General features: G+C 42.4%; 15 protein-coding genes, 1 tRNA gene and 1 pseudogene. 11 read left to right on the plus strand and 6 right to left on the minus strand.

Annotated elements, in window-relative coordinates; translation table 11 throughout:
- Positions 1-16: 16 nt before the first annotated feature.
- Entirely contained in the window at positions 17-448 is a 432-nt protein-coding gene (locus CGC64_RS16190; RefSeq protein WP_146109159.1) for a hypothetical protein, read from the plus strand.
- Positions 364-2,100 (plus strand): Ig-like domain-containing protein, encoded by a 1,737-nt coding sequence (locus CGC64_RS16195; protein WP_224241863.1) that lies wholly within the window; start codon positions 364-366, stop codon positions 2,098-2,100. Before CGC64_RS16190 ends, CGC64_RS16195 begins: the two co-directional genes overlap by 85 nt.
- Here CGC64_RS16195 and CGC64_RS19350 read toward each other — a convergent pair.
- From CGC64_RS19350 to feoB, 5 genes and pseudogenes are all read right to left on the minus strand, one after another.
- Positions 2,097-2,381: pseudogene (locus CGC64_RS19350) on the minus strand (IS5/IS1182 family transposase); the annotation flags it as partial. The gene CGC64_RS16195 and the pseudogene CGC64_RS19350 overlap by 4 nt on opposite strands.
- A 79-nt stretch (positions 2,382-2,460) precedes the next feature.
- Entirely contained in the window at positions 2,461-3,339 is an 879-nt protein-coding gene (locus CGC64_RS16205) for a DMT family transporter (protein ID WP_005678514.1), read from the minus strand.
- A 276-nt stretch (positions 3,340-3,615) separates the two neighbouring features.
- Positions 3,616-3,687 (minus strand) — tRNA-Cys (locus CGC64_RS16210).
- A gap of 50 nt (positions 3,688-3,737) precedes the next feature.
- Entirely contained in the window at positions 3,738-3,953 is a 216-nt protein-coding gene (locus CGC64_RS16215) for a hypothetical protein (RefSeq protein ID WP_005678513.1), read from the minus strand.
- A complete protein-coding gene (gene feoB / locus CGC64_RS16220; protein WP_005678512.1) occupies positions 3,950-6,436 on the minus strand; it encodes a ferrous iron transport protein B in 2,487 nt (828 codons plus the stop codon). The genes CGC64_RS16215 and feoB overlap by 4 nt, the downstream gene beginning before the upstream one ends.
- Before the next feature lie 197 nt (positions 6,437-6,633).
- On the opposite strand from feoB, the gene tilS reads away from it, so the two are divergent.
- Positions 6,634-7,914, plus strand: coding sequence for a tRNA lysidine(34) synthetase TilS (gene tilS, locus CGC64_RS16225; RefSeq protein WP_005678511.1), 1,281 nt, complete (start codon positions 6,634-6,636; stop codon positions 7,912-7,914).
- Here tilS and CGC64_RS16230 read toward each other — a convergent pair.
- Complete coding sequence (locus CGC64_RS16230) at positions 7,899-8,735, minus strand: 4Fe-4S binding protein (protein WP_022042002.1); 837 nt, start codon at positions 8,733-8,735, stop codon at positions 7,899-7,901. The two genes, tilS and CGC64_RS16230, sit on opposite strands and share 16 nt — an antisense overlap.
- Positions 8,736-8,970: 235 nt before the next feature.
- On the opposite strand from CGC64_RS16230, the gene rho reads away from it, so the two are divergent.
- The 8 genes from rho to CGC64_RS16270 all read left to right on the plus strand — a co-directional run bounded on the left by rho (position 8,971) and on the right by CGC64_RS16270 (position 21,353).
- Positions 8,971-11,169: a transcription termination factor Rho gene (rho, locus tag CGC64_RS16235; protein ID WP_005681576.1), complete on the plus strand. Its 2,199-nt coding sequence runs from the start codon at positions 8,971-8,973 to the stop codon at positions 11,167-11,169.
- Positions 11,170-11,377: 208 nt separating this feature from the next.
- A complete protein-coding gene (locus CGC64_RS16240; protein ID WP_005678507.1) occupies positions 11,378-12,844 on the plus strand; it encodes a sulfatase family protein in 1,467 nt (488 codons plus the stop codon).
- Between the two features lie 81 nt (positions 12,845-12,925).
- Positions 12,926-14,776: a tetratricopeptide repeat-containing sensor histidine kinase gene (locus tag CGC64_RS16245; RefSeq protein WP_005681579.1), complete on the plus strand. Its 1,851-nt coding sequence runs from the start codon at positions 12,926-12,928 to the stop codon at positions 14,774-14,776.
- The gene (locus CGC64_RS16250) at positions 14,773-16,737 is read left to right on the plus strand and encodes a tetratricopeptide repeat-containing sensor histidine kinase (protein WP_005678504.1); all 1,965 of its coding nucleotides are present in this window, start codon (positions 14,773-14,775) and stop codon (positions 16,735-16,737) included. Before CGC64_RS16245 ends, CGC64_RS16250 begins: the two co-directional genes overlap by 4 nt.
- A 38-nt stretch (positions 16,738-16,775) precedes the next feature.
- On the plus strand, positions 16,776-18,098 hold the full coding sequence (locus tag CGC64_RS16255; protein ID WP_005678503.1) for an MATE family efflux transporter: 1,323 nt from the start codon (positions 16,776-16,778) through the stop codon (positions 18,096-18,098).
- Between the two features lie 58 nt (positions 18,099-18,156).
- Positions 18,157-19,479: a signal recognition particle protein gene (gene ffh, locus CGC64_RS16260; protein ID WP_005678502.1), complete on the plus strand. Its 1,323-nt coding sequence runs from the start codon at positions 18,157-18,159 to the stop codon at positions 19,477-19,479.
- A gap of 226 nt (positions 19,480-19,705) precedes the next feature.
- Positions 19,706-20,584, plus strand: coding sequence for a cytochrome c biogenesis protein ResB (locus tag CGC64_RS16265; RefSeq protein ID WP_005681582.1), 879 nt, complete (start codon positions 19,706-19,708; stop codon positions 20,582-20,584).
- Complete coding sequence (locus tag CGC64_RS16270; RefSeq protein ID WP_005678500.1) at positions 20,568-21,353, plus strand: cytochrome c biogenesis protein; 786 nt, start codon at positions 20,568-20,570, stop codon at positions 21,351-21,353. Before CGC64_RS16265 ends, CGC64_RS16270 begins: the two co-directional genes overlap by 17 nt.
- Positions 21,354-21,373: the final 20 nt, after the last annotated feature.

Consider the following 21,373-nt stretch of genomic DNA (forward strand, 5'->3'; position numbering starts at 1 on the left):
GAACTGGCTTGACAACATGTTCCAGCACCTTGACAAGAGTAAGATTCCTCATGGTCTTCTTCGTGACTATGCCTTTGAATTGGCTGATCTGGATATTTATAATGGCAAGGAATTGAATGATAGCAATTATGTGGATCGTGTCGCCTTCGAGAATCTTCTTCGTACCGTTCGCTCCTCCTCTGTGGGTGCCAAGCCTTTCAATGCAGAAGAGGTTCTTGCCACCCAACACTCCCTTTCTGGAAGAGGTAAGGGGATTATAGGGGTCGTGTTGTACCAGTATTCATATATTCGTGAAGACGCATTGAGCAGTCATCTTATACGTTACGAGAATGAGCAGGTTTTCGACAACGAGGTGAACGGTGTTTGGCAGAACAGATATCTCCTGTGCTTTATAGCAACGCTGCCCGTCAGATGCTTATCAACTATGTTGATGACAATGGGAACGTAGACAACTCCTATCATACTGTTTGGCAGCGTGAACTCACCAAGATGGGCTATCCAGAGGGTGATAACGGATACAAGATGCGTGTCGTCAGTATAAGTAACGGCCAGACACCGGTTATTGATTGCCGCAAACCTTATATATATGTCGATGGCAGGGCTTCGACCAAAATCCTTTCGGATATCTTGATGGAGTTTGTGGCACCCAACTTCTTTGCTTCGGTTCTTGGTATCGCTCTTCAGGACTGGCAAGTGTTCCTGCTTGGTTTTCTTCCCGGCAGCTCAACATTACTTCTACATTTTGAGGCAAACCCAATAGGTTACGACGGTCGTTCAGTATGCAACATGTATCTTCGTTATGTGAAGAAGTTCCTTTGGATGATCAAGATTCGCCGGACTGTTTTTTCTTATCAGCGGGATTACCCTTTATCAATGATTAACTATGACAAGATGCCCGGTTCCTATTATGAACTGTCCAATGCCAATGGTGCTGCCATAAGCAGTGACCAGGCCGAAAGATGGGTCCAGCTCTTTACCCGGTATAATCTTACAACTAATTTTGAGAATAAACTGATGTTTATCCCTACAGTCAGCTCTCTGGATATCGGTGAGGGTAAGGTTGAACTGACTCAAAGTGATTATGAGAAGAAGTATTTGATGAATTTTCCACCTGCTAGCCCCAAACATACCCCGTTCGACGCATTCTATATAACCGACGGGTCTACCTACCATACTTCTTTCGAGCCTACTATGCTTGACTGGATGCTGGAGCAGATGAAGGTTACTGTGGACGGTCCAGAAGTTGCCACTGACGGTAGCCGTTACACCATACGTAATAATACGATGAATTACAATATTACATGGAATACATCTGATGAGTCTGTAGCTACTGTAGACAATACCGGTACGCTGTCGATGAAGAAGTACGGTGTTATCACTATTACCGCCAGTTGTGTTATTAATAATGTTACAACGAAGTTCCATAAGAAGATAATGGTTGGGTTTCCCCCATTCGTCCTTGAATGGCGTATGGAAGTTAGCGCTTATATGGTGTCTGCCAGATGTATAGACTCAAAAGCAGAAACTTTTTTGAAAAATATTCAATATGAATGGAAACTTAAAAGGGATAGTGAAAGCTCGACTTCGGATTGGTCACAAACTATTGATCCTTGGTGGGGAGTTATGCCTACACAAAAAACTAATAAAGTGACAGTCTATATGAGAGTATTTAATGCTGAGGGTATTAGGTCAAATCCAGTTTTTCTGAATATGGATGCCACAGCCCCTTTCGAGTTTGAACCACATACTCCAAATTTTGAAGTAAGTCAATATACTAACCCATTTACTGCTAGCCTTGATTTCTTTCCTAATCCGCAGTATGAAGATCAAGAAGCGTTAGTTAATAATGACGAATTTAAGATACGGAGGGTAGAATCAAGTGGTGGAAACTATTTGTATATTGATTTTAATCTTGTCACAAGTGGAACAATATTTCTTGAAGATTGCTGGTCGAGAGGTGGCTTTCTTACTTGGTTTAATATGGTAAAGGGAGGAGGAGTAGGTTCAACTCGTGAAATTATGGCAATATTATTATTTAAAAATAATTATGGTAGAATAGTATATAGAAAAGTGTTACGAGTCAGATATTTTAGACTATAATAGATATCCTTGATATAATGCTGTAAGGATTTTCGGATAACTGATAATAGAGGAAGGTAGGCGAAGAACAGCACTTTCAAAAGCATGCGAGAATAATAAGCAGGACAACAACCACCTTTATAAGTGGATAACAACAGACTGATGTCAAACTCATCAACGAGCTGGTTGGCAAGCCTGACCGGAGCATCCGAAGAAATATTTTCATCAAGACGGGAAGGAAATAAGGAATCCATGCCTTGAGAATACTCCTTAAATTGTATATTTGTGCTATCGATTAACATGCTCTAAGATAAACATTTTAGAGCAAATAAAAAGAGGTTGTCTCAAATTTGAGACAGCCTCTTTTATTGATTATATCATTCAGGATTTTTGTCTGCGAAACACTACTATGCTTACTGCCAACAAGATTAGTATAATTCCAACAGCGCTATTCACAGTAAAAAGCTCTTTGAATACAAAAACTCCGATTACAACAGCCGTTAATGGTTCCATTGCACCCAAGATGGAAGTCAGTGTAGGTCCGGCATATTTAATAGCTTGTACTAAAGTTATATTGGAAATAGCCGTAGCCGGTAATGCCAGCCCAAGAATAATCAGCCAGGTATATCCATCCGACACAAGTTGAAGTCCGGAAGTACAATAGGCGCCTATGAGGTAAAAAATAGTTCCCAACCCCATAACATAACAAGTCAATGCCGTAGAGTTTATTTGTACGGCCCGCGTTGTCCGCACTCCAACAATATACCCTGCGTATGAAAAAACAGAAACACAGGCAGCAACCAAACCAACCATTGTATTTCCACTTTTCGCCTCCAACTCTCCCAATGAAAGTAAAGCTGCTCCCAGCAAAGACATCAATACTGCAAGTATCACCAAGAGGGACTTCTTCTCCCGGAAGAAAAACATCATTGCCAAAGCAACAGCCAACGGATACATAAAATGTATGGTAGAAGCCACTCCGCTAGCTATATTCTGATAAGCAATAATCAAACTAAATGAAGTAACGGCTCTCAACAAACTCAACAGAAAAACAACTCCCCAATCTTTTCCAGCCAATCGAAAATTGCAACCGGATAACCAACCAAACACAATCAATACAATCGACGCCACTCCCCAACGATAAGAAAGTACCTCGAAAGCCGAAAAACCGGCTAATAGCAAAGTGATAGAAAAAAACGGAGCCAGCCCAAAAGTGGAGGAGGATACCGCTGCATAAAGTATACCTTTTATACGATTCATAGATTCAACCAATTTTCGCTACACAAATGAAAAAAAACGATGCCCATTTGTTTCGTTGCTTTATAAGAATGTAAGTTCGGGATAGATGACAGCATAAACAGTATTGTTGAGGTAATTTTGGAAAGGCTGAAACGAGCAAGCGAATAACTATTCTATCTCCTTGATTCGCTCTATCTGGCGATTCAGAACTTCATTAGAGATTAATCCTCTTTTTAATCCTAAAAGCAAAATCCTTGCAACTTTTACTGAATTTCAGTTAGTTGCAAGGATTTCTTGAGGTTCCTGGCGGATTCGAACCGCCGTACACGGTTTTGCAGACCGCTGACTAAGCCACTCATCCAAGGAACCATTTTTCTTGTTTGCGGTTGCAAAGGTAGTACAAATTTTGAAATTACCAACTATCCACAGCAATTTTTCTTTGTACTTTTTTTCTTTACACCACACTCTTTACGCTTCTTCTCTAGCATATCCTTTAGTTCACAGCCACTTACACAACTGTCACAAGGATTTTTATTTTCTCGCGTATGACGAAAAAAAAGAAAGATTCCATATATAATACGAGCAATACAGAGTACTACCAGTACTCCTACTACCCATTCCTGCCAATTAATCATACAAATAATCCTCCAATCTGATAAACGGCAAAGGATACAAGCCAAGCCAATACCGTAGTATAACAAGCTGCAAACAATGCCCATTTCCAACTACCGGACTCCTGTTTTATAGCAGCCAATGCCGCAATACACGGGAAGTAAATCAGTACAAAAAGCATATAACAGAATGCGACCAACGGAGTGATCGGAATCCTTTCTGCCAAACTTACCGAATCTGCATCCGGATCATCGACATACAACACTCCCAATGTACTTACCACCAGCTCCTTTGCCCCCACTCCTGAAATCAAGCCAATTCCAAGTTTCCAGTCAAACCCCATAGGTTCTATCACCGGCTCTATCGCACGTCCTAACTGACCGATATAAGAATTTTCCTGTTGCTCGGCAACTGTCTCGTATGCATCATGATTCGGATAATATCCCAGAAACCAAATTACAACAGAAGCGACCATAATAATTCCGCCCATTTTTTTCAAATACTGCGCTCCCTTTTCCCATGTATGGCGAAAGATCGATTTCGCAGTCGGCATACGATACGGCGGGAGTTCCATAACGAACGGAGTATCGTCACCCTTCACCAAGAACTTGCTAAACAACCGTGCTAACAGTACAGCCAGAAAAATACCAATTGCATAGATGCTTAACAATACCAAGCTCGCATTGTTCGGAAAGAAAGCTCCTACCAACAACAAGTAAATAGGTAAGCGCGCACTACATGACATAAGTGGATTAATCAACATCGTAATGAGACGACTTTTCCGGTTTTCGATAGTACGTGAAGCCATAATAGCAGGTACATTACATCCGAATCCCATAATCAAAGGTATAAACGATTTTCCGTGCAACCCCATTTTATGCATAATCTTATCCATAATAAACGCCGCACGAGCCATATAACCGGAATCCTCCATTAATGAAATACAGAAATACAAAATCAGAATATTTGGTAAAAAGACAATAACGCCTCCTACACCACCCACAATGCCGTCAACCAACATATCTTTCAACGGACCATCCGTCATATTGTTACGAATCAAATCGCCTATTTGTTCCACCAACCATTCAATCCCCATCATCGGATATTCCCCGAGCACAAAAGTACCTTCAAACATCAGATACATGAAAAGGAAGAAAATAGGATATCCCCAAATACGGTGAGTGACAATGGAATCCAACACTTTTGTAGTCTGCGCCTGTTCCAAATGATTATCAGTAAAAGTTTCTTTCAGCGCACCACTGATAAAACCATATTTCGCATCCGTAATAGCCGACTCGCAATCTTCATTCATCGTATCCTGTACGCGTTTGGCCATTTTATCACGAATACGCAGGATTTCCTCCGCATTCGGCAAAGTACGTACAAAACTCTCTATGTCCGGATCATTCTCCAACAATTTTATTGATAGAAAACGGGTAGAGTACTTATGGCGAATGAACTCATTCTTGGAAACTTCTTCTTTTACAGCCTCAATAGCTTTCTCCAAATCAGGTCCATGATTGATATGAATATGGCGGAACACACGCCCGGTCCTTTTATGTTCGCGTACATAATCTTCCAGATGTTCCTCTTCATGATTCTTACGGTCCTCCAAAGAATCATGCCATTCGGTCAGATCCTTCAATACTTCCGGATTCATATTCCCCTGTTTATCAAAGAAATCGACGCCTTCATAAAGGTTGATTACGACATGAAACAAGGTATCCAATCCACGGTTCTTCTTACTGACAGTAGGTAACATCGGTACTCCAAACAGTTTGCTCAGCAAATGATAGTCTAATGTATTCCCACTGGATTCCAATTCGTCATAAATATTCAAAGCCACCACCATACGGACATTCATGTCAATCAATTGCGTCGTAAGATATAAATTCCGTTCGAGGTTGGAGGAGTCTACTACATTAATAATCACATCCGGCGTTTCATCTATAATATGACGACGGACATAAATTTCTTCGGGCGTGTATGCAGATAACGAATATGTCCCCGGCAAATCTACAATACGAAAATGATACCCTTCAAAATCAAAATGCCCTTCTTTGGCATCCACAGTCACACCACTATAATTTCCGACATGCTCATGGGCACCGGAAGCCAGATTGAAAAGAGAAGTCTTGCCCGAGTTCGGATTCCCGACCAAGGCAACATTAATGGTACGGCGTTTACCTAACGCCAACCGCTTCATATCTTCTTCTTTTACAGAAACATCTTCAGGCAAACCTTCGTGATAAATAGTTTCGCCGGCTTGTTTTTTTGCTTCTTCTTCACTGACTACCTCAATCATCTCAGCTTCCTGACGACGCAAAGAAATTTCATAACCTAAGACTTTATATTTAATGGGATCTTTCAATGGAGCATTCAATAAAACTTCAACGGTTTTACCTTTAATAAAACCCATCTCCACGATACGTTTACGAAAACCACCGTGTCCCAGCACCTTTACGATGACACCTTTTTCGCCTGTTGTTAATTCGGACAAACGCATAACTCTCTAAATTTTCGGCAAAGATAATTCATAACTTCGGAGCACGCAAATTATTTAGATTGTTTTTAAATAAGAGTCATTTCTAATCGAAAAACCTCCTCACTAAAAAAGATCTGGTAATCAGAAAAAGAGGAAACAGAAGGAGAAGTTCCTGAAAAATTCAAAAGACTAAGCAAGAAACTATTATCTTTGCAAACATGATACAGCAACGGATTACACAATATATAGAAAAGAATCATCTGTTTTCATCAGACAGCAAAATTCTGGTAGCATTGAGCGGCGGCGCCGACTCTGTGGCACTGCTACGTATTCTCCACACAGCAGGTTATCACTGCGAAGCCGCACATTGTAACTTTCATTTACGCGGCGAGGAATCAAACCGCGATGAATCATTTGTCCGCCAACTCTGCCTGAAATACAACATCCGATTGCATACCACTGATTTCAACACAACCCAATACGCAGCCGAAAAGCATATTTCGATAGAAATGGCAGCGCGGGAACTCCGTTATAACTGGTTTGAAGAAATTAAAAATAAATACCGGGCCGATGTCATTGCCGTTGCTCATCACCAGGACGACAGTATAGAAACAATGTTGCTCAATCTAATCCGTGGCACAGGAATCACCGGATTACTCGGAATCCGTCCTCGCAACGGAGCTATTGTACGTCCACTCCTTTGTGTCAACCGCAAAGAGATCATTCAATATTTACAAAACATTGAACAGGATTATGTAACCGATAGTACAAATCTGGAAGATGAATACACCCGCAACAAGATCCGGCTCAACCTCCTTCCACTTATGGAGGAGATTAATCCATCCGTCAAGAATAGTCTGGTGGAGACGAGTAATTATCTGAATGATGTAGCTACTATATATAATAAATGTATAGCAAAAACAAAAGCAAGAATAGTCACACCAGAAGGAATCCGGATCAGCAGTTTATTAAAAGAAGCTGTACCCGAAACTATTTTATTCGAGACTCTGCATCCACTCGGCTTTAACTCCACACAAATCAAAGATATTGCAAACTCACTTCATGGACAATCGGGAAAACAGTTTGCCAGCAAAGAATGGAGAGTGATTAAAGACAGGGAATTTTTGCTACTGGAAGAAATCCGGTCTGAAGAAAAAGACATCCCCCCTTTTCAATTAATTAAAGAAGAGAAAGAATACACGTCAAATTTTCAGATTCCACGGGAAAAAGGAACAGCATGTTTTGACGCTGACAAGTTGAATGAAGAAATCTATCACCGTAAATGGCAAATCGGTGATACTTTTATTCCTTTCGGAATGAAAGGCAAGAAAAAAATAAGCGATTACCTGACCGACCGCAAATTTTCTATCAGTCAGAAAGAGCGTCAATGGGTGCTCTGTTGCGGAGAACGCATTGCATGGCTGATAGGCGAACGAATAGATAACCGCTTCCGTATTGATGAAACAACGAAACGCGTTGTTATTTACAAAATAGTCTGAGGCTGTTTCTGCTTCTTGAAACAATCCGATAATAAAGCCGCAAAAGGAGTATCATACACTTTTGCATTCCTAGGACAGACTTTCACGCAAGCACAGCATTTGATGCATTTGGTTTCATCTACATTTAGTTCATCGCCTTTTGTAATAGCACCCGCCGGACAATGAACCACACACAACCCACAATGTGTACACAGACTCTCATCTTTTACCCACGGAGTACGAGGAAGCGGTGTGCCACTTTTACGTAACTTGATAACCTTCCTCAAAAAACGAAATAAGGGGAAGAAAGGCTGCCTCGGGCGTTTGATAGCACGGACATCTATCGGATAAAGAGTATCCGGGCCGGTAGCCGTTTTTATTTTTTCTATGATCTTTTTCCCGAACTCCGTAGCCAGAGCCAGGTCCGAATCATTCGGACGTCCGGCAGCAATCGGATGTTCATCCGTACTATATGAATGCTCACCGATAAAAGTTGCGCCGGCAATCACTTTCAATCCGTGGGGAAGGGCGAAAGCGTCCAATTCCATTAAGGCTTTTTCATAAGCACGATTGCCATAAACCACAACCAACACAGTAGGTGTATCCAAGCCACGAATATTCTGCAAACGTTCCATTGCCAAAGGAGCTACACGGCCTCCATATACGGGAACTACGATAATAGCCAATGCAGATGCAGGAATTACAGCTTCCCCGGTAGTCTGCAAAGTGACATTAACAGGAAGAATATTTTTTATTCCTGTTCCGTGAACAATCGCCTCGGCAACTTGTTTTGATGTGTGTGTAGGCGAAAAATAAATTAAATGAGCTTCATTTACTGTCATACTATTTTCTTTTATGTAGCAAAGATACACTTTTACGTTGAAAAAAAGGTTTGATTGTTTATGAAACCAAAAAAATTTATTATCTTTGCCCCGTTGAAACATTCTACGATTCAACATATACATCCCTAATTCATAATAAAAACAAAACGTATGCTCGCATATCTGTGACCGGAGAGTCATAGTAATGCTGTCCATAATTCAGCAAAAAAGAAATATTAATAACTTACCATACTATATGTATAACATTATCCAATTAAACGACAAAGATCTGTCGGAACTTCAAGTTATTGCCAAAGAGTTAGGCATAAAAAAAACAGACTCATTAAAAAAGGAAGACCTTGTTTACAAAATACTCGATGAACAAGCAATCGCCGGAGCCACAAAGAAAGTTGCCGCAGACAAGCTTAAAGAAGAACGCAAAGAAGAACAAAAGAAAAAGCGTTCACGCGTAGCGCCTGCCAAGAAAGATAACAAAGTAGTTTCCGCAACCAAGGAAGGAGAAGCTGAGAAAGCCAAAGAAGCTGCTCCTGCCAAGCCACAACAGCCTTCTAAAAAAGAGGAAAGTGCAAATAAAGAAAAAGAGACTCCTGCTGTTGAAGTTAAAGCAGAAAATACCGCAGCTCCTAAACGTAAAGTAGGCCGTCCGCGTAAAAATGCCGATGCAGCAGAGCAAAAAGAAGTTGAAAGCGTGAAAACTGCAACTCCGGCAACTCCTAAAGTAACGGAAGATAAAGTAGTTACTGAGAAAGCTCCTGAAGTAATAGAAAAAGCAGTCCCGGCACAAGCTCCCGAAAAGAAAACAAAAGCCAACAAACCTGCTGAAGAGAAGAAAGTAGTAGTGAAACCGCAACCGCAAAAGAAAGCCGAACCCGTTATAGACGAAGAAAGCAATATCTTATCCGGTGCCGACGACGATGATTTTATTCCTATCGAAGATCTGCCTTCAGAAAAGATAGAACTTCCCACCGAACTTTTTGGAAAATTCGAAGCCACCAAAACTGAACCGGCACAAACTGCTACCGAACAACAAGCACCACAGCCACAACAACAGGCTCATCAGCAACAACAGCAACAACGTCCACGCATTGTCCGTCCGCGTGACAACAATAATGGCAATAATAATGCTAGCAATAGTAACAATAACGCCAATAATAATAACAATAATAACTTCCAACGTAACAATAACCAAAATCAGAACCAGCAGCGTGTACCGATGCCGCGTCCTGCCCAGCCAAACAACGCGAACGAAAATCTTCCGGTACCACAACAGCAGCAGGAACGTAAAGTTATTGAGCGTGAAAAGCCTTACGAATTCGATGACATCCTTAATGGAGTAGGCGTACTGGAAATTATGCAGGATGGATACGGATTCCTCCGTTCTTCCGATTATAATTACCTTTCTTCTCCTGACGATATCTATGTATCACAGTCGCAAATCAAGTTATTTGGCCTGAAAACCGGTGACGTGGTAGAAGGAGTTATCCGCCCGCCCAAAGAAGGAGAGAAATATTTCCCGTTAGTAAAGGTATCGAAGATTAACGGACGTGACGCCGCTTTCGTTCGCGACCGTGTTCCTTTCGAACACCTGACGCCGCTTTTCCCGGATGAAAAGTTCAAACTCTGCAAAGGCGGTTATTCGGATTCCATGTCTGCCCGCGTAGTAGATCTTTTCGCTCCAATCGGTAAAGGTCAACGTGCTTTAATCGTAGCCCAGCCTAAAACCGGTAAGACAATTTTAATGAAAGACATTGCAAATGCCATTGCAGCCAATCATCCGGAAGTATACATGATTATGTTGCTTATCGATGAACGTCCGGAAGAAGTAACAGATATGGCGCGCAGCGTCAATGCCGAAGTTATCGCTTCTACCTTTGATGAACCGGCAGAGCGCCACGTGAAAATCGCAGGTATCGTATTGGAAAAAGCAAAAAGACTGGTAGAATGCGGCCACGACGTAGTTATATTCCTTGATTCTATTACTCGTCTGGCACGTGCATACAACACAGTATCTCCTGCATCGGGCAAAGTACTTTCCGGTGGTGTGGATGCAAACGCACTTCATAAGCCGAAACGTTTCTTTGGTGCTGCCCGTAACATCGAGAACGGTGGTTCACTGACAATCATCGCAACTGCATTGATTGATACCGGTTCTAAAATGGACGAAGTTATCTTCGAAGAATTCAAAGGTACAGGTAACATGGAGTTGCAACTCGACCGCAACCTGTCCAACAAACGTATCTTCCCGGCAGTCAACATTACCGCATCCAGTACTCGTCGTGACGATCTGTTACTTGATAAGACAACTCTCGACCGTATGTGGATTCTCCGTAAATATCTTGCCGACATGAATCCGATCGAAGCAATGGACTTCGTAAAAGACCGTCTGGAAAAAACCAGAGACAACGATGAATTCCTGATGAGCATGAACAGCTAATTAGCAGTAAACCATAAATAATGAACGGTGAACAGAATGCGTTATAATCGCAGTTTGTTCACCGTTTATAGTTTTATCACCCATCATTTATTCCAATTTTGTACAAAAAACTTTCACTTGCGTCCAAAACAAGTATTCCCCCCTTTTTTACTTTCCCTTTTTTCCTACTTTTGCTTCAAAATCAAGTATCACTTAATTCTAACCAAGAATGAAAACAATTTATCCTTTCATGGGATTGGCTCTTTGCGGCATAGCAGCCCAAGCACAAGAAAAGCCCAATTTTCTGATTATCCAATGCGACCATCTTACACAACGCGTCGTTGGCGCCTACGGTCATACACAAGATTGCACCCTTCCTATCGACGAAGTAGCTTCAAGAGGAGTTATCTTTTCCAATGCTTATGTAGGCTGCCCCCTCAGCCAACCGTCACGCGCCGCTTTATGGAGTGGCATGATGCCTCATCAAACTAACGTACGCTCCAACTCCAGCGAACCGATCAATACACCTATACCGGAAAACGTTCCGACATTAGGAAGCCTTTTTTCGGAAAACGGTTACGAAGCTGTACACTTCGGAAAAACGCACGATATGGGTTCATTAAGAGGATTCAAACATAAAGAACCGGTAGCAAAGCCATTTACCGACCCGGAATTTCCGGTCAATAATGATAGTTTTCTGGACGTAGGAACCTGCGAGGACGTTGTTTCCTATTTAAGCAATCCTTCGGAAAAACCTTTCATATGCATTGCCGATTTTCAGAATCCCCATAATATCTGCGGATTCGTAGGAGAAAATGAAGGAGTACATACTGACCGACCTGTCAGCGGCACACTTCCGGAACTGCCCGACAATTTCGATGTAGAAGACTGGAACAACATACCTACCCCGGTGCAATACATCTGTTGCAGCCACCGGCGTATGACGCAAGCCTCCCATTGGAGTGAGGAAAATTACCGCCATTACATCGCCGCTTTCCAGCACTATACAAAAATGGTATCCAAACAAGTAGACAGTGTTTTGAAAGCATTATACTCCACCCCCGCAGGAAAGAACACAATCGTTGTTATCCTTGCCGACCATGGTGACGGAATGACTTCACACCGTATGGTGACCAAGCACATCAGTTTCTATGATGAAATGACAAACGTACCATTTATCTTTGCAGGTCCCGGTATCAAGCATCAGAAAAAACCGGTAGACCACTTGCTCACGCAGCCTACACTAGACTTATTGCCAACCCTCTGTGACCTGGCCGGCATTCCTGTTCCCGCAGAAAAGGCAGGAATCAGCCTCGCACCGACATTAAAAGGAGAAAAACAAAAGAAGACTCATCCATATGTTGTATCCGAATGGCATAGTGAATATGAATACACAGTTACTCCCGGACGTATGGTACGTGGCCCCAGATACAAGTACACCCATTATTTGGAAGGCAACGGAGAAGAACTCTATGACATGAAGAATGACCCAGGTGAACGTAAGAACCTCGCCAAGAATCCCAAATATGCCAAGGTTCTTGCAGAACATCGTGCCATGCTCGACGACTACATCACCCGGTCAAAAGATAATTACCGCAGTCTGAAAGTAGACGCCGACCCGAGATGCAGAAATCATACTCCCGGCTACCCCAACCACGAAGGCCCTAGCGCACGTGATATTATCAAAAGAAAATAAATTAGAAAAAAAGAGCGAAGATTCTTGTCAGTCTTCGCTCTTTTTGTTTCTTTTGCATAAAACCTTGCAAACAAACATCCGGTGAATAGAAACTTACACCACATAATTACTACAATTATAACGGTATTCATATCGGTAACATTGTACGCTGCACATACTAATGCAGAACGTCTGTCTTTATTACAGCCGCTTATTCAGTATGACCTTGCTTTTAACACCGGCGTCACCACAGACAGTATTATCTTATGGGAGAAGCTGTTAACACCTGAACTTGAAAAACAGCAACGATACGACATCTTATTCCAGCTCAAAGCAATGGCGGTTCAGTCATCAATAACAGAAGGAAATATCAGCCTGGCTATTGACAACGCCAATTCAATGTATAAGAAAGCTAAAGAGATAGACTACCCGCTAGGAACAGCTCTTGCACTACGTGCAATCGGAAATACATATTTAAGCTCATCAACACCACAAGTTGCCATAGGTTCTTATGAAGAAGCAATAGAGATTATGCAACAGATACCCGAAGCCGACATCTATTTAAAAAACGCATTATCTCAAATGATACTTATTAAGCTCAATAACCGGCAAATGGCAGGAATTGAGAAAGATATCAACTACTTGGAAGCTCTTTGCGACAAAAGGCCCGATTCACCTTGCTATTTTTATCTTCCCTGTTGCCGTGCGTTTTATGAGATACAGTCAGACAAACTCCCTTCGGCATTGGAACATCTGCAAAAAATGGAGCGAATCTATGCCAAACATCCGTATCCATATTTTCTTCTGTTAATCAAATACTTATATGCTTCCTACCATATCGCCGCAAAAGAATATACCCAAGCATTGCAATCGTATGATGAATTACTGCCATACGTCAAAGAATCCGGTTCGTACAAAGACATACAGATATCACAAGAACGGGCAAAAGTTCTTTCATTAATGGGACGTATCGAAGAAGCATGTGAGGAATATGAAGTGATTAACGCACGCAAAGACTCACTTGACGCCAATAGCTATCTGCGCCAGATCAATGAATTGCATACTCTCTATCAGATTGACAAGAATGAATTAAACAACATAAACAGGCAAAAGAAAATCTTATACTGGAGCTGGTTTATTATCCTGTCTGTCCTCTCCTTAATTATATTCTTCATCTTCCGCATCAAAAGGAACAACAAACGTCTGATCCAATCGCAACAAGAACAAGAAAAAGTAAAGAAACAGGCAGAAAATTCGATTCGCACTAAAAGCCTTTTCCTCTCTAACATGAGTCATGAGATTCGTACTCCACTCAACGCCTTATCCGGCTTTTCCACCATTCTGACGGAAGAATCCATTGATGAAGAAACGAGAAAACAGTGCAATGATATTATCCAGCAAAATTCGGAACTGTTGCTAAAGTTGATTAATGACGTGATTGACTTATCCAGCCTTGAAATTGGAAAGATGACATTCAAGTTCAAAATATGCGATGCAGTAGGACTATGCAGAAACGTCATTGATATGGTGGAAAAGATAAAGCAGACCCATGCAGACGTCCGCTTCTCCACTCCTCTCGATTCCTTGGAACTACTGACAGATAGTGCCCGCCTGCAACAAGTACTGATCAACCTGCTTATCAATGCAACTAAATTCACCTCACAAGGCTCTATCACTCTGCAACTTGAGCAACAAACGGAAGATACGGCACTTTTCTCTGTCACCGATACCGGCACAGGAATCCCTAAAGAAAAACAGAAAAAGATATTCAACCGTTTCGAGAAGCTCAATGAAAATGCCCAAGGTACGGGGCTCGGACTATCGATTTGCCAACTCATCATCGAACAACTGGGAGGTAGTATCTGGATCGACCCCGATTACGAAGAAGGTTCACGTTTCTTGTTTACACATCCTATTGACAAAAGCGACCAAGGAAAGGAGGAAACAAGATGAAACGATTAATACTACTGCACATAGTCTGTTGCTGCTTTCTTGTCGGAAAAGCCGATTATGAAATGAACACGGACAGTTTGATACAGGTGTTTCAAAACCTGCCTCATGACTCAACCCGTCTTGTAGCTTTAAACAACATTATAAGAATAGAACAGAATAATCCTAAATGCATCCAGTTCTCGGACACTTTAATGAAAGAAGCATTGTTTCAGAAGGATGATAAATACGCAGGACTGGCAGCCTATTATCACCTATTGTACTATTATAACCACAACAAAACAGACAGCGTAGCGAAATGGATTACACAAATGGAACCACACGTCCACAAATCCGATATATGGGATTATTTCTTCGACGCCAAACGTTTCCAGATCGACTTGTACACTTACAACGAAGAATACGAGCGTGCCATTAGCGAGGCAAACAAGATGAAGCAACAAGCTTTCGAAAAAAACAATCATCGGGGACTGGTAGCCGCTCATCAGTGTCTGAGCAATGCCTACATCGGCAGTCAACGTTGGGAGGAAGGCATCAAAGCACTGGAAGAAGCCTACAAGCTACTTGCTCCGGACGCTAATCCGGTAGTTCGCATCTCGGTACTGTCGCAATTGGTATCTGTCACCAAAGAAATGAAGAATAACAGCAAGCTGTTTAAATACCTGCAAGAACTCGAAAGCACACTCTATAAACATATCAAGGAAAATCCTTCTCTTAAAGACGGTTTCTCTGACGTATTTCTGTTCAACGAATTGTTCTATGCTTATTATTACCTGAATACCCAACAGCCGCAAAGAGCCTATGAACATCTGGTGAAAGCTAAGGAATATCAGAACGAAAACAACTATTTCATGTATCAGGTACTTTATTTCGACACCTACGCCAGATATTACAAATATATCGGTGAATATCAAAAAGCCTCAGATTATATCGACACCACATTAGTCATGCTGAAAGACAACTATGCCAGCGACTATGCCGAACAGTTATTGGTGAAAGCTAAAATATGGGTAAAGGCCGGCGATAGCGAAAAGGCCGTTCCACTATATCAGAAGGCACTTGCCATTAAAGATTCCGCCTCCATGTCGCTTGCAAACAATCAAATGGAACAAATAAAGAGCAGTTATCAACTGGATAAAATCAATATGGAACAACAACGGCACAACAACCGGATTCGCCTCATCTTTCTGGCTGTGATTATCGTTGTTTTATTTGTATTATTCATTTTCATGTTCCGTCTGGCTATGGTACGAAAGGCATTGAAACGTTCGGAAAACGAAATCCGCAAAGCCGCCGCAACCGTTCGGGAAACGAATGAAATAAAGAACCGCTTTCTTTCGAACATGAGTTATAACATCCGCACTCCGCTCAATAACGTAGTAGGATTCTCGCAACTCATAGCGTGCGAACCGAATATTGACGAAGGAACAAGGAAGGAATATTCAAACATAATCCACCAAAGCTCTGAAAAGTTAATGAGACTTGTCAACGATGTGCTCGACTTATCACGCCTGGAAGCTCAAATGATGAAATTCCAGATACAAGTTTACGATGCTGTCGAACTATGCAACGAAGCATGTTATATGGCACGTATGAAGAATGAAACGACAGGCATCCAAGTCCGATTCTACACAGAAACGAAGTCACAGCCCGTCCGCACAGATACCGCCCGCCTGACACAGATGATACTTAGCACACTGGTTTACCCGCATGAATACCAGCAAGACCAAAAACAGGAACGCGTCATCCGTTTCATACTCAGCCGGAAAGATGAAATGCTTCATTTCCAAATCATTAATTCGCCGTTGGCGGATACTACCTTTGTCTCACAGGAAACTGTCATCCGGCACGAAATCAACCAATTATTACTGACACATTTCGGAGGAACCTATCAAATCAATACCCAACCCCCGGAGGGTCCGGAAATTGTTTTCACCTACCCGATCGCTTCCGATTCGGAATAAAGCGCTATCTTTGCAAAATGTAAACTTAAACGCTTAATATGTATACCAACAAACAGATTTGGAGTGTCAGTTACCCGATACTACTCAGCTTGCTGGCACAAAATGTCATCAATGTCACCGATACGGCGTTCCTGGGTCACGTAAGTGAAGTTGCCTTGGGAGCTTCTGCTATGGGCGGACTATTCTATATATGTGTATTCACCATCGCATTCGGATTCAGTACCGGTTCGCAAATTGTCATTGCGAGACGTAACGGCGAGGGACGCTACACAGATGTAGGTCCGGTGATGATTCAGGGAGTTATGTTCCTATTTGTAATGGCATTACTACTCTTCGGTTTCACCAAGGCTTTCGGTGGCAACATCATGCGGTTGCTGGTTTCCTCGGAATCAATCTACAAAGGGACAATGGAGTTTCTGGACTGGCGTATATACGGATTCTTCTTCTCATTCATCAATGTTATGTTCCGGGCACTGTATATCGGAATCACACGTACTAAAGTGCTGACCATTAACGCAGTCGTCATGGCATTGACCAATGTCGTGCTGGACTACGCACTGATCTTCGGGAAATTCGGTCTGCCCGAAATGGGTATCAAGGGAGCCGCCATTGCTTCCGTACTGGCCGAAGCCTCCTCTATCCTATTCTTCCTCATCTACACATATGTCACTATCGACTTAAAGAAATACGGACTGAACCGTCTGCGTTCGTTCGACCCTGCACTGTTGATGCGGATTCTCAGCATTTCCTGCTTCACCATGCTCCAATACTTCCTGTCAATGGCTACATGGTTCGTATTCTTTGTTGCCGTAGAACGGCTGGGACAACGGGAACTGGCGATTGCCAACATAGTCCGGAGTATCTACGTCGTATTGCTGATTCCGGTCAATTCACTGGCAACCACCACAAACAGTCTTGTCAGTAATGCTATCGGTGCGGGAGGTATCAAGCACGTAATGCCGCTTATTAATAAAATTGCGAGATTCTCGTTCTTTATTATGCTGGGGCTGGTAGCAGTCACAGCACTATTCCCGCAACTACTGCTGTCCGTCTATACCAGTGAGGCAGCACTGATTGCAGAATCCGTCCCTTCAGTCTATGTGATTTGTATCGCCATGCTCATCGCATCGGTAGCCAATGTTGTGTTCAACGGTATCTCGGGCACAGGAAACACACAAGCCGCCTTACTGCTCGAAACAATTACAATTATCATTTACGGCTCGTATATCATTTTCATCGGGATGTGGCTCAAAGCACCGATTGAAATCTGCTTTACCATTGAGATTGTGTACTATACCTTGTTATTGATAACGAGTTATATTTATCTCAAAAAAGCAAAATGGCAGAATAAAAAGATATAAATACAAGAGATTTTTGTACATTTGCAGGCTCAAAATATTAATTCGTAATTAAATAACTATGTTCGATAATTTAAGTGAAAGACTAGAACGGTCATTCAAGATTCTGAAAGGTGAAGGCAAAATCACCGAAATTAACGTGGCGGAAACGCTGAAAGATGTACGCAAGGCACTTCTTGATGCCGACGTAAACTACAAGGTAGCAAAGAATTTCACAGATACCGTGAAAGAAAAAGCTCTTGGACAGAACGTACTTACAGCAGTGAAACCAAGCCAGTTGATGGTGAAAATCGTGCACGACGAACTGACCCAGTTAATGGGTGGCGAGACTGTCGAAGTTGATATTGATGCCCGCCCGGCAGTAATCCTGATGTCAGGTTTGCAAGGTTCCGGTAAGACTACCTTCTCCGGTAAGCTGGCCCGGATGCTGAAAACCAAGAAGAACCGCAAGCCATTACTGGTAGCTTGTGACGTTTACCGTCCGGCAGCTATCGAACAGTTGCGTGTGTTGGCAGAGCAAATTGACGTACCGATGTACTGCGAACTGGAAAGCAAGAACCCGGTAGAAATCGCGCAACACGCTATCCAGGAAGCTAAAGCCAAAGGATACGACCTCGTAATCGTCGATACAGCCGGACGTCTGGCAGTAGACGAACAGATGATGAACGAGATTGCCGCTATCAAGGAAGCAATCAATCCGAACGAAATTCTGTTTGTGGTTGATTCCATGACCGGACAGGACGCTGTGAATACGGCCAAAGAATTTAATGAACGTCTGGACTTCAACGGTGTGGTACTGACCAAGCTCGACGGTGATACCCGTGGTGGTGCGGCGCTTTCTATCCGTTCAGTAGTCAACAAGCCGATTAAGTTTGTAGGTACAGGCGAAAAGTTGGACGCGATCGACCAGTTCCACCCTGCCCGTATGGCAGACCGTATCCTCGGTATGGGTGATATCGTTTCGTTGGTAGAACGTGCGCAGGAACAATACGACGAAGAAGAAGCTAAACGTTTACAGAAGAAGATTGCCAAGAATCAATTCGACTTCAACGACTTCCTCAGCCAGATTGCACAAATCAAGAAAATGGGTAATTTGAAAGACCTTGCTTCCATGATTCCGGGAGTAGGAAAAGCAATCAAAGACATTGATATCGACGACAATGCTTTCAAGAGTATCGAAGCTATCATCTACTCCATGACTCCGGCAGAGCGTTCCAACCCGGAAATCCTGAACGGTTCACGCCGCACACGTATCGCGAAAGGTAGCGGTACAACGATTCAGGAAGTAAACCGCCTGTTGAAACAATTCGACCAGACTCGTAAAATGATGAAAATGGTAACCAGCAGCAAAATGGGTAAGATGATGCCTAAGATGAAGAAATAAAAGATTTCGTTTCAAATTCTAATAAAGAAAGGAAGCTTCCGGCTTCCTTTCTTTATTTTTTTAAACCCCTCCTCTCCTTTCCTACATCTACTTTATGTGATTTTCTCCTTATAATCACATCAGCTCTGTCATTCAATTGTAATGATTACAATTTTACATAGATTTTATATGTATATTCATTTTTATTTGTTTACTTTGCAAAAAATAACAGAACAAAAGCACGAATATGCACTACGTCTACGTAATGGTATATATTTCACTGGCAGTTGCGATGCAACTACTTACGGGAAATTTTCCGGTTTCCTTTTTCGCCTTTCCGCTCAATCTTGTTTTTGCAGCGCTATGGCTTTTCTTGTTATGGATGTTGTATAAGGAATATAAAATTGCAAAATTTACCCGATTCCTCTATTCTTCCCAAGCAAGTATCCTATCTATCGGATTACTCATCTGCGGTTGCCTGATAATAGGTCTTTTCCCTCAACTATCCGATGCGGAAGCAAAAATGCGTGAAGGGCTTCCAGCCTTTTTAGGTTGCTATAACTTTATGACTTCCTGGATATTCATCGCCATACTTCTGTTCTTATTAAGTAACCTGGCAATGATTACCATTCACGCCTATCATTACCGCAAACAGGCACGTTGGAGATTCATCCTGAATCACGCGGGGCTATGGCTGGCTCTATTTGCCGGTTTTCTAGGAAGCAGTGACACACAGACTTTACGTATACCTATATATAAAGGTGAGCCATCACGCGAAGCATTCGACATGAACGGTGCATCGCATTATTTGGATTATGAAATCGAACTCAACTCTTTTGCCGTAGAATACTACCCGAACGGGCGTCCTTCCCGCTTTGCCGCCAATGTACGTCTGGGAAATGAAAAAGCATTGCTTGAGGTCAATCACCCATACGCCTATCGGTTGGGAGAAGATATTTACCTCACCGGCTATGACGTAACGAAAGGCAACGAGAGTGAGTACTGCATCTTGCAGGTAGTAAAACAACCCTGGAAATATATAATAGTAGCAGGTATCCTGATGATGCTTGCGGGAGCTATTCTTCTATTCATTAACGGACCTAAAACAGATGATAAACTGGGATAATTTCTATGTATTTGCAGCAGTATCTATCTGCTTATGGCTGATAGGAGCAGTATTTGCCCTTCGCTCGTCAACAAGAAGTAAGACAGCAATCGGTTTTACGTCAGGCGGAATTATCGTTCTGGCCGTATTCATTACCGGATTATGGCTCTTCCTGCAACGTCCTCCGTTACGCACTATGGGGGAAACCCGTTTGTGGTACTCTTTCTTCATGGGCATAGCCGGACTACTGACTTATATCAGATGGCAGTATCGTTGGATTCTTTCTTTCTCGGCACTGCTCGCCACAGTCTTTGTCATTATCAATCTGATGAAACCCGAGATACACGACCAGTCACTAATGCCGGCTCTGCAAAGCATATGGTTCATTCCCCATGTCACCGTATATATGTTCTCTTACTCTGTATTGGGCTGTGCTTTTATAATCGCATTGACCGGGTTGTTCCGCCATAAGGAAGAATACTTGCACACAGCCGACAATTTGGTTTATGCGGGAATAGCATTCCTCTCCATTGGTATGCTGCTAGGTTCCCTTTGGGCAAAAGAAGCATGGGGAAACTATTGGAGCTGGGATCCGAAAGAGACTTGGGCAGTCATCACTTGGGCAGGGTATTTACTTTACGTACACCTCCGTCTTTTTCGGAAAACGGGACGGAAAACGCTTTATGTGTTGCTCATCATGTCCTTCCTGACTTTGCAGATGTGCTGGTACGGAGTAAATTATTTACCGGCGGCTCAACAAAGCGTACACTTATATAATCGTAATAACTAATCTAAAAAAACAAATGTGAA

It is taken from the genome of Bacteroides caccae (genome assembly GCF_002222615.2).
Classification (GTDB): domain Bacteria; phylum Bacteroidota; class Bacteroidia; order Bacteroidales; family Bacteroidaceae; genus Bacteroides; species Bacteroides caccae.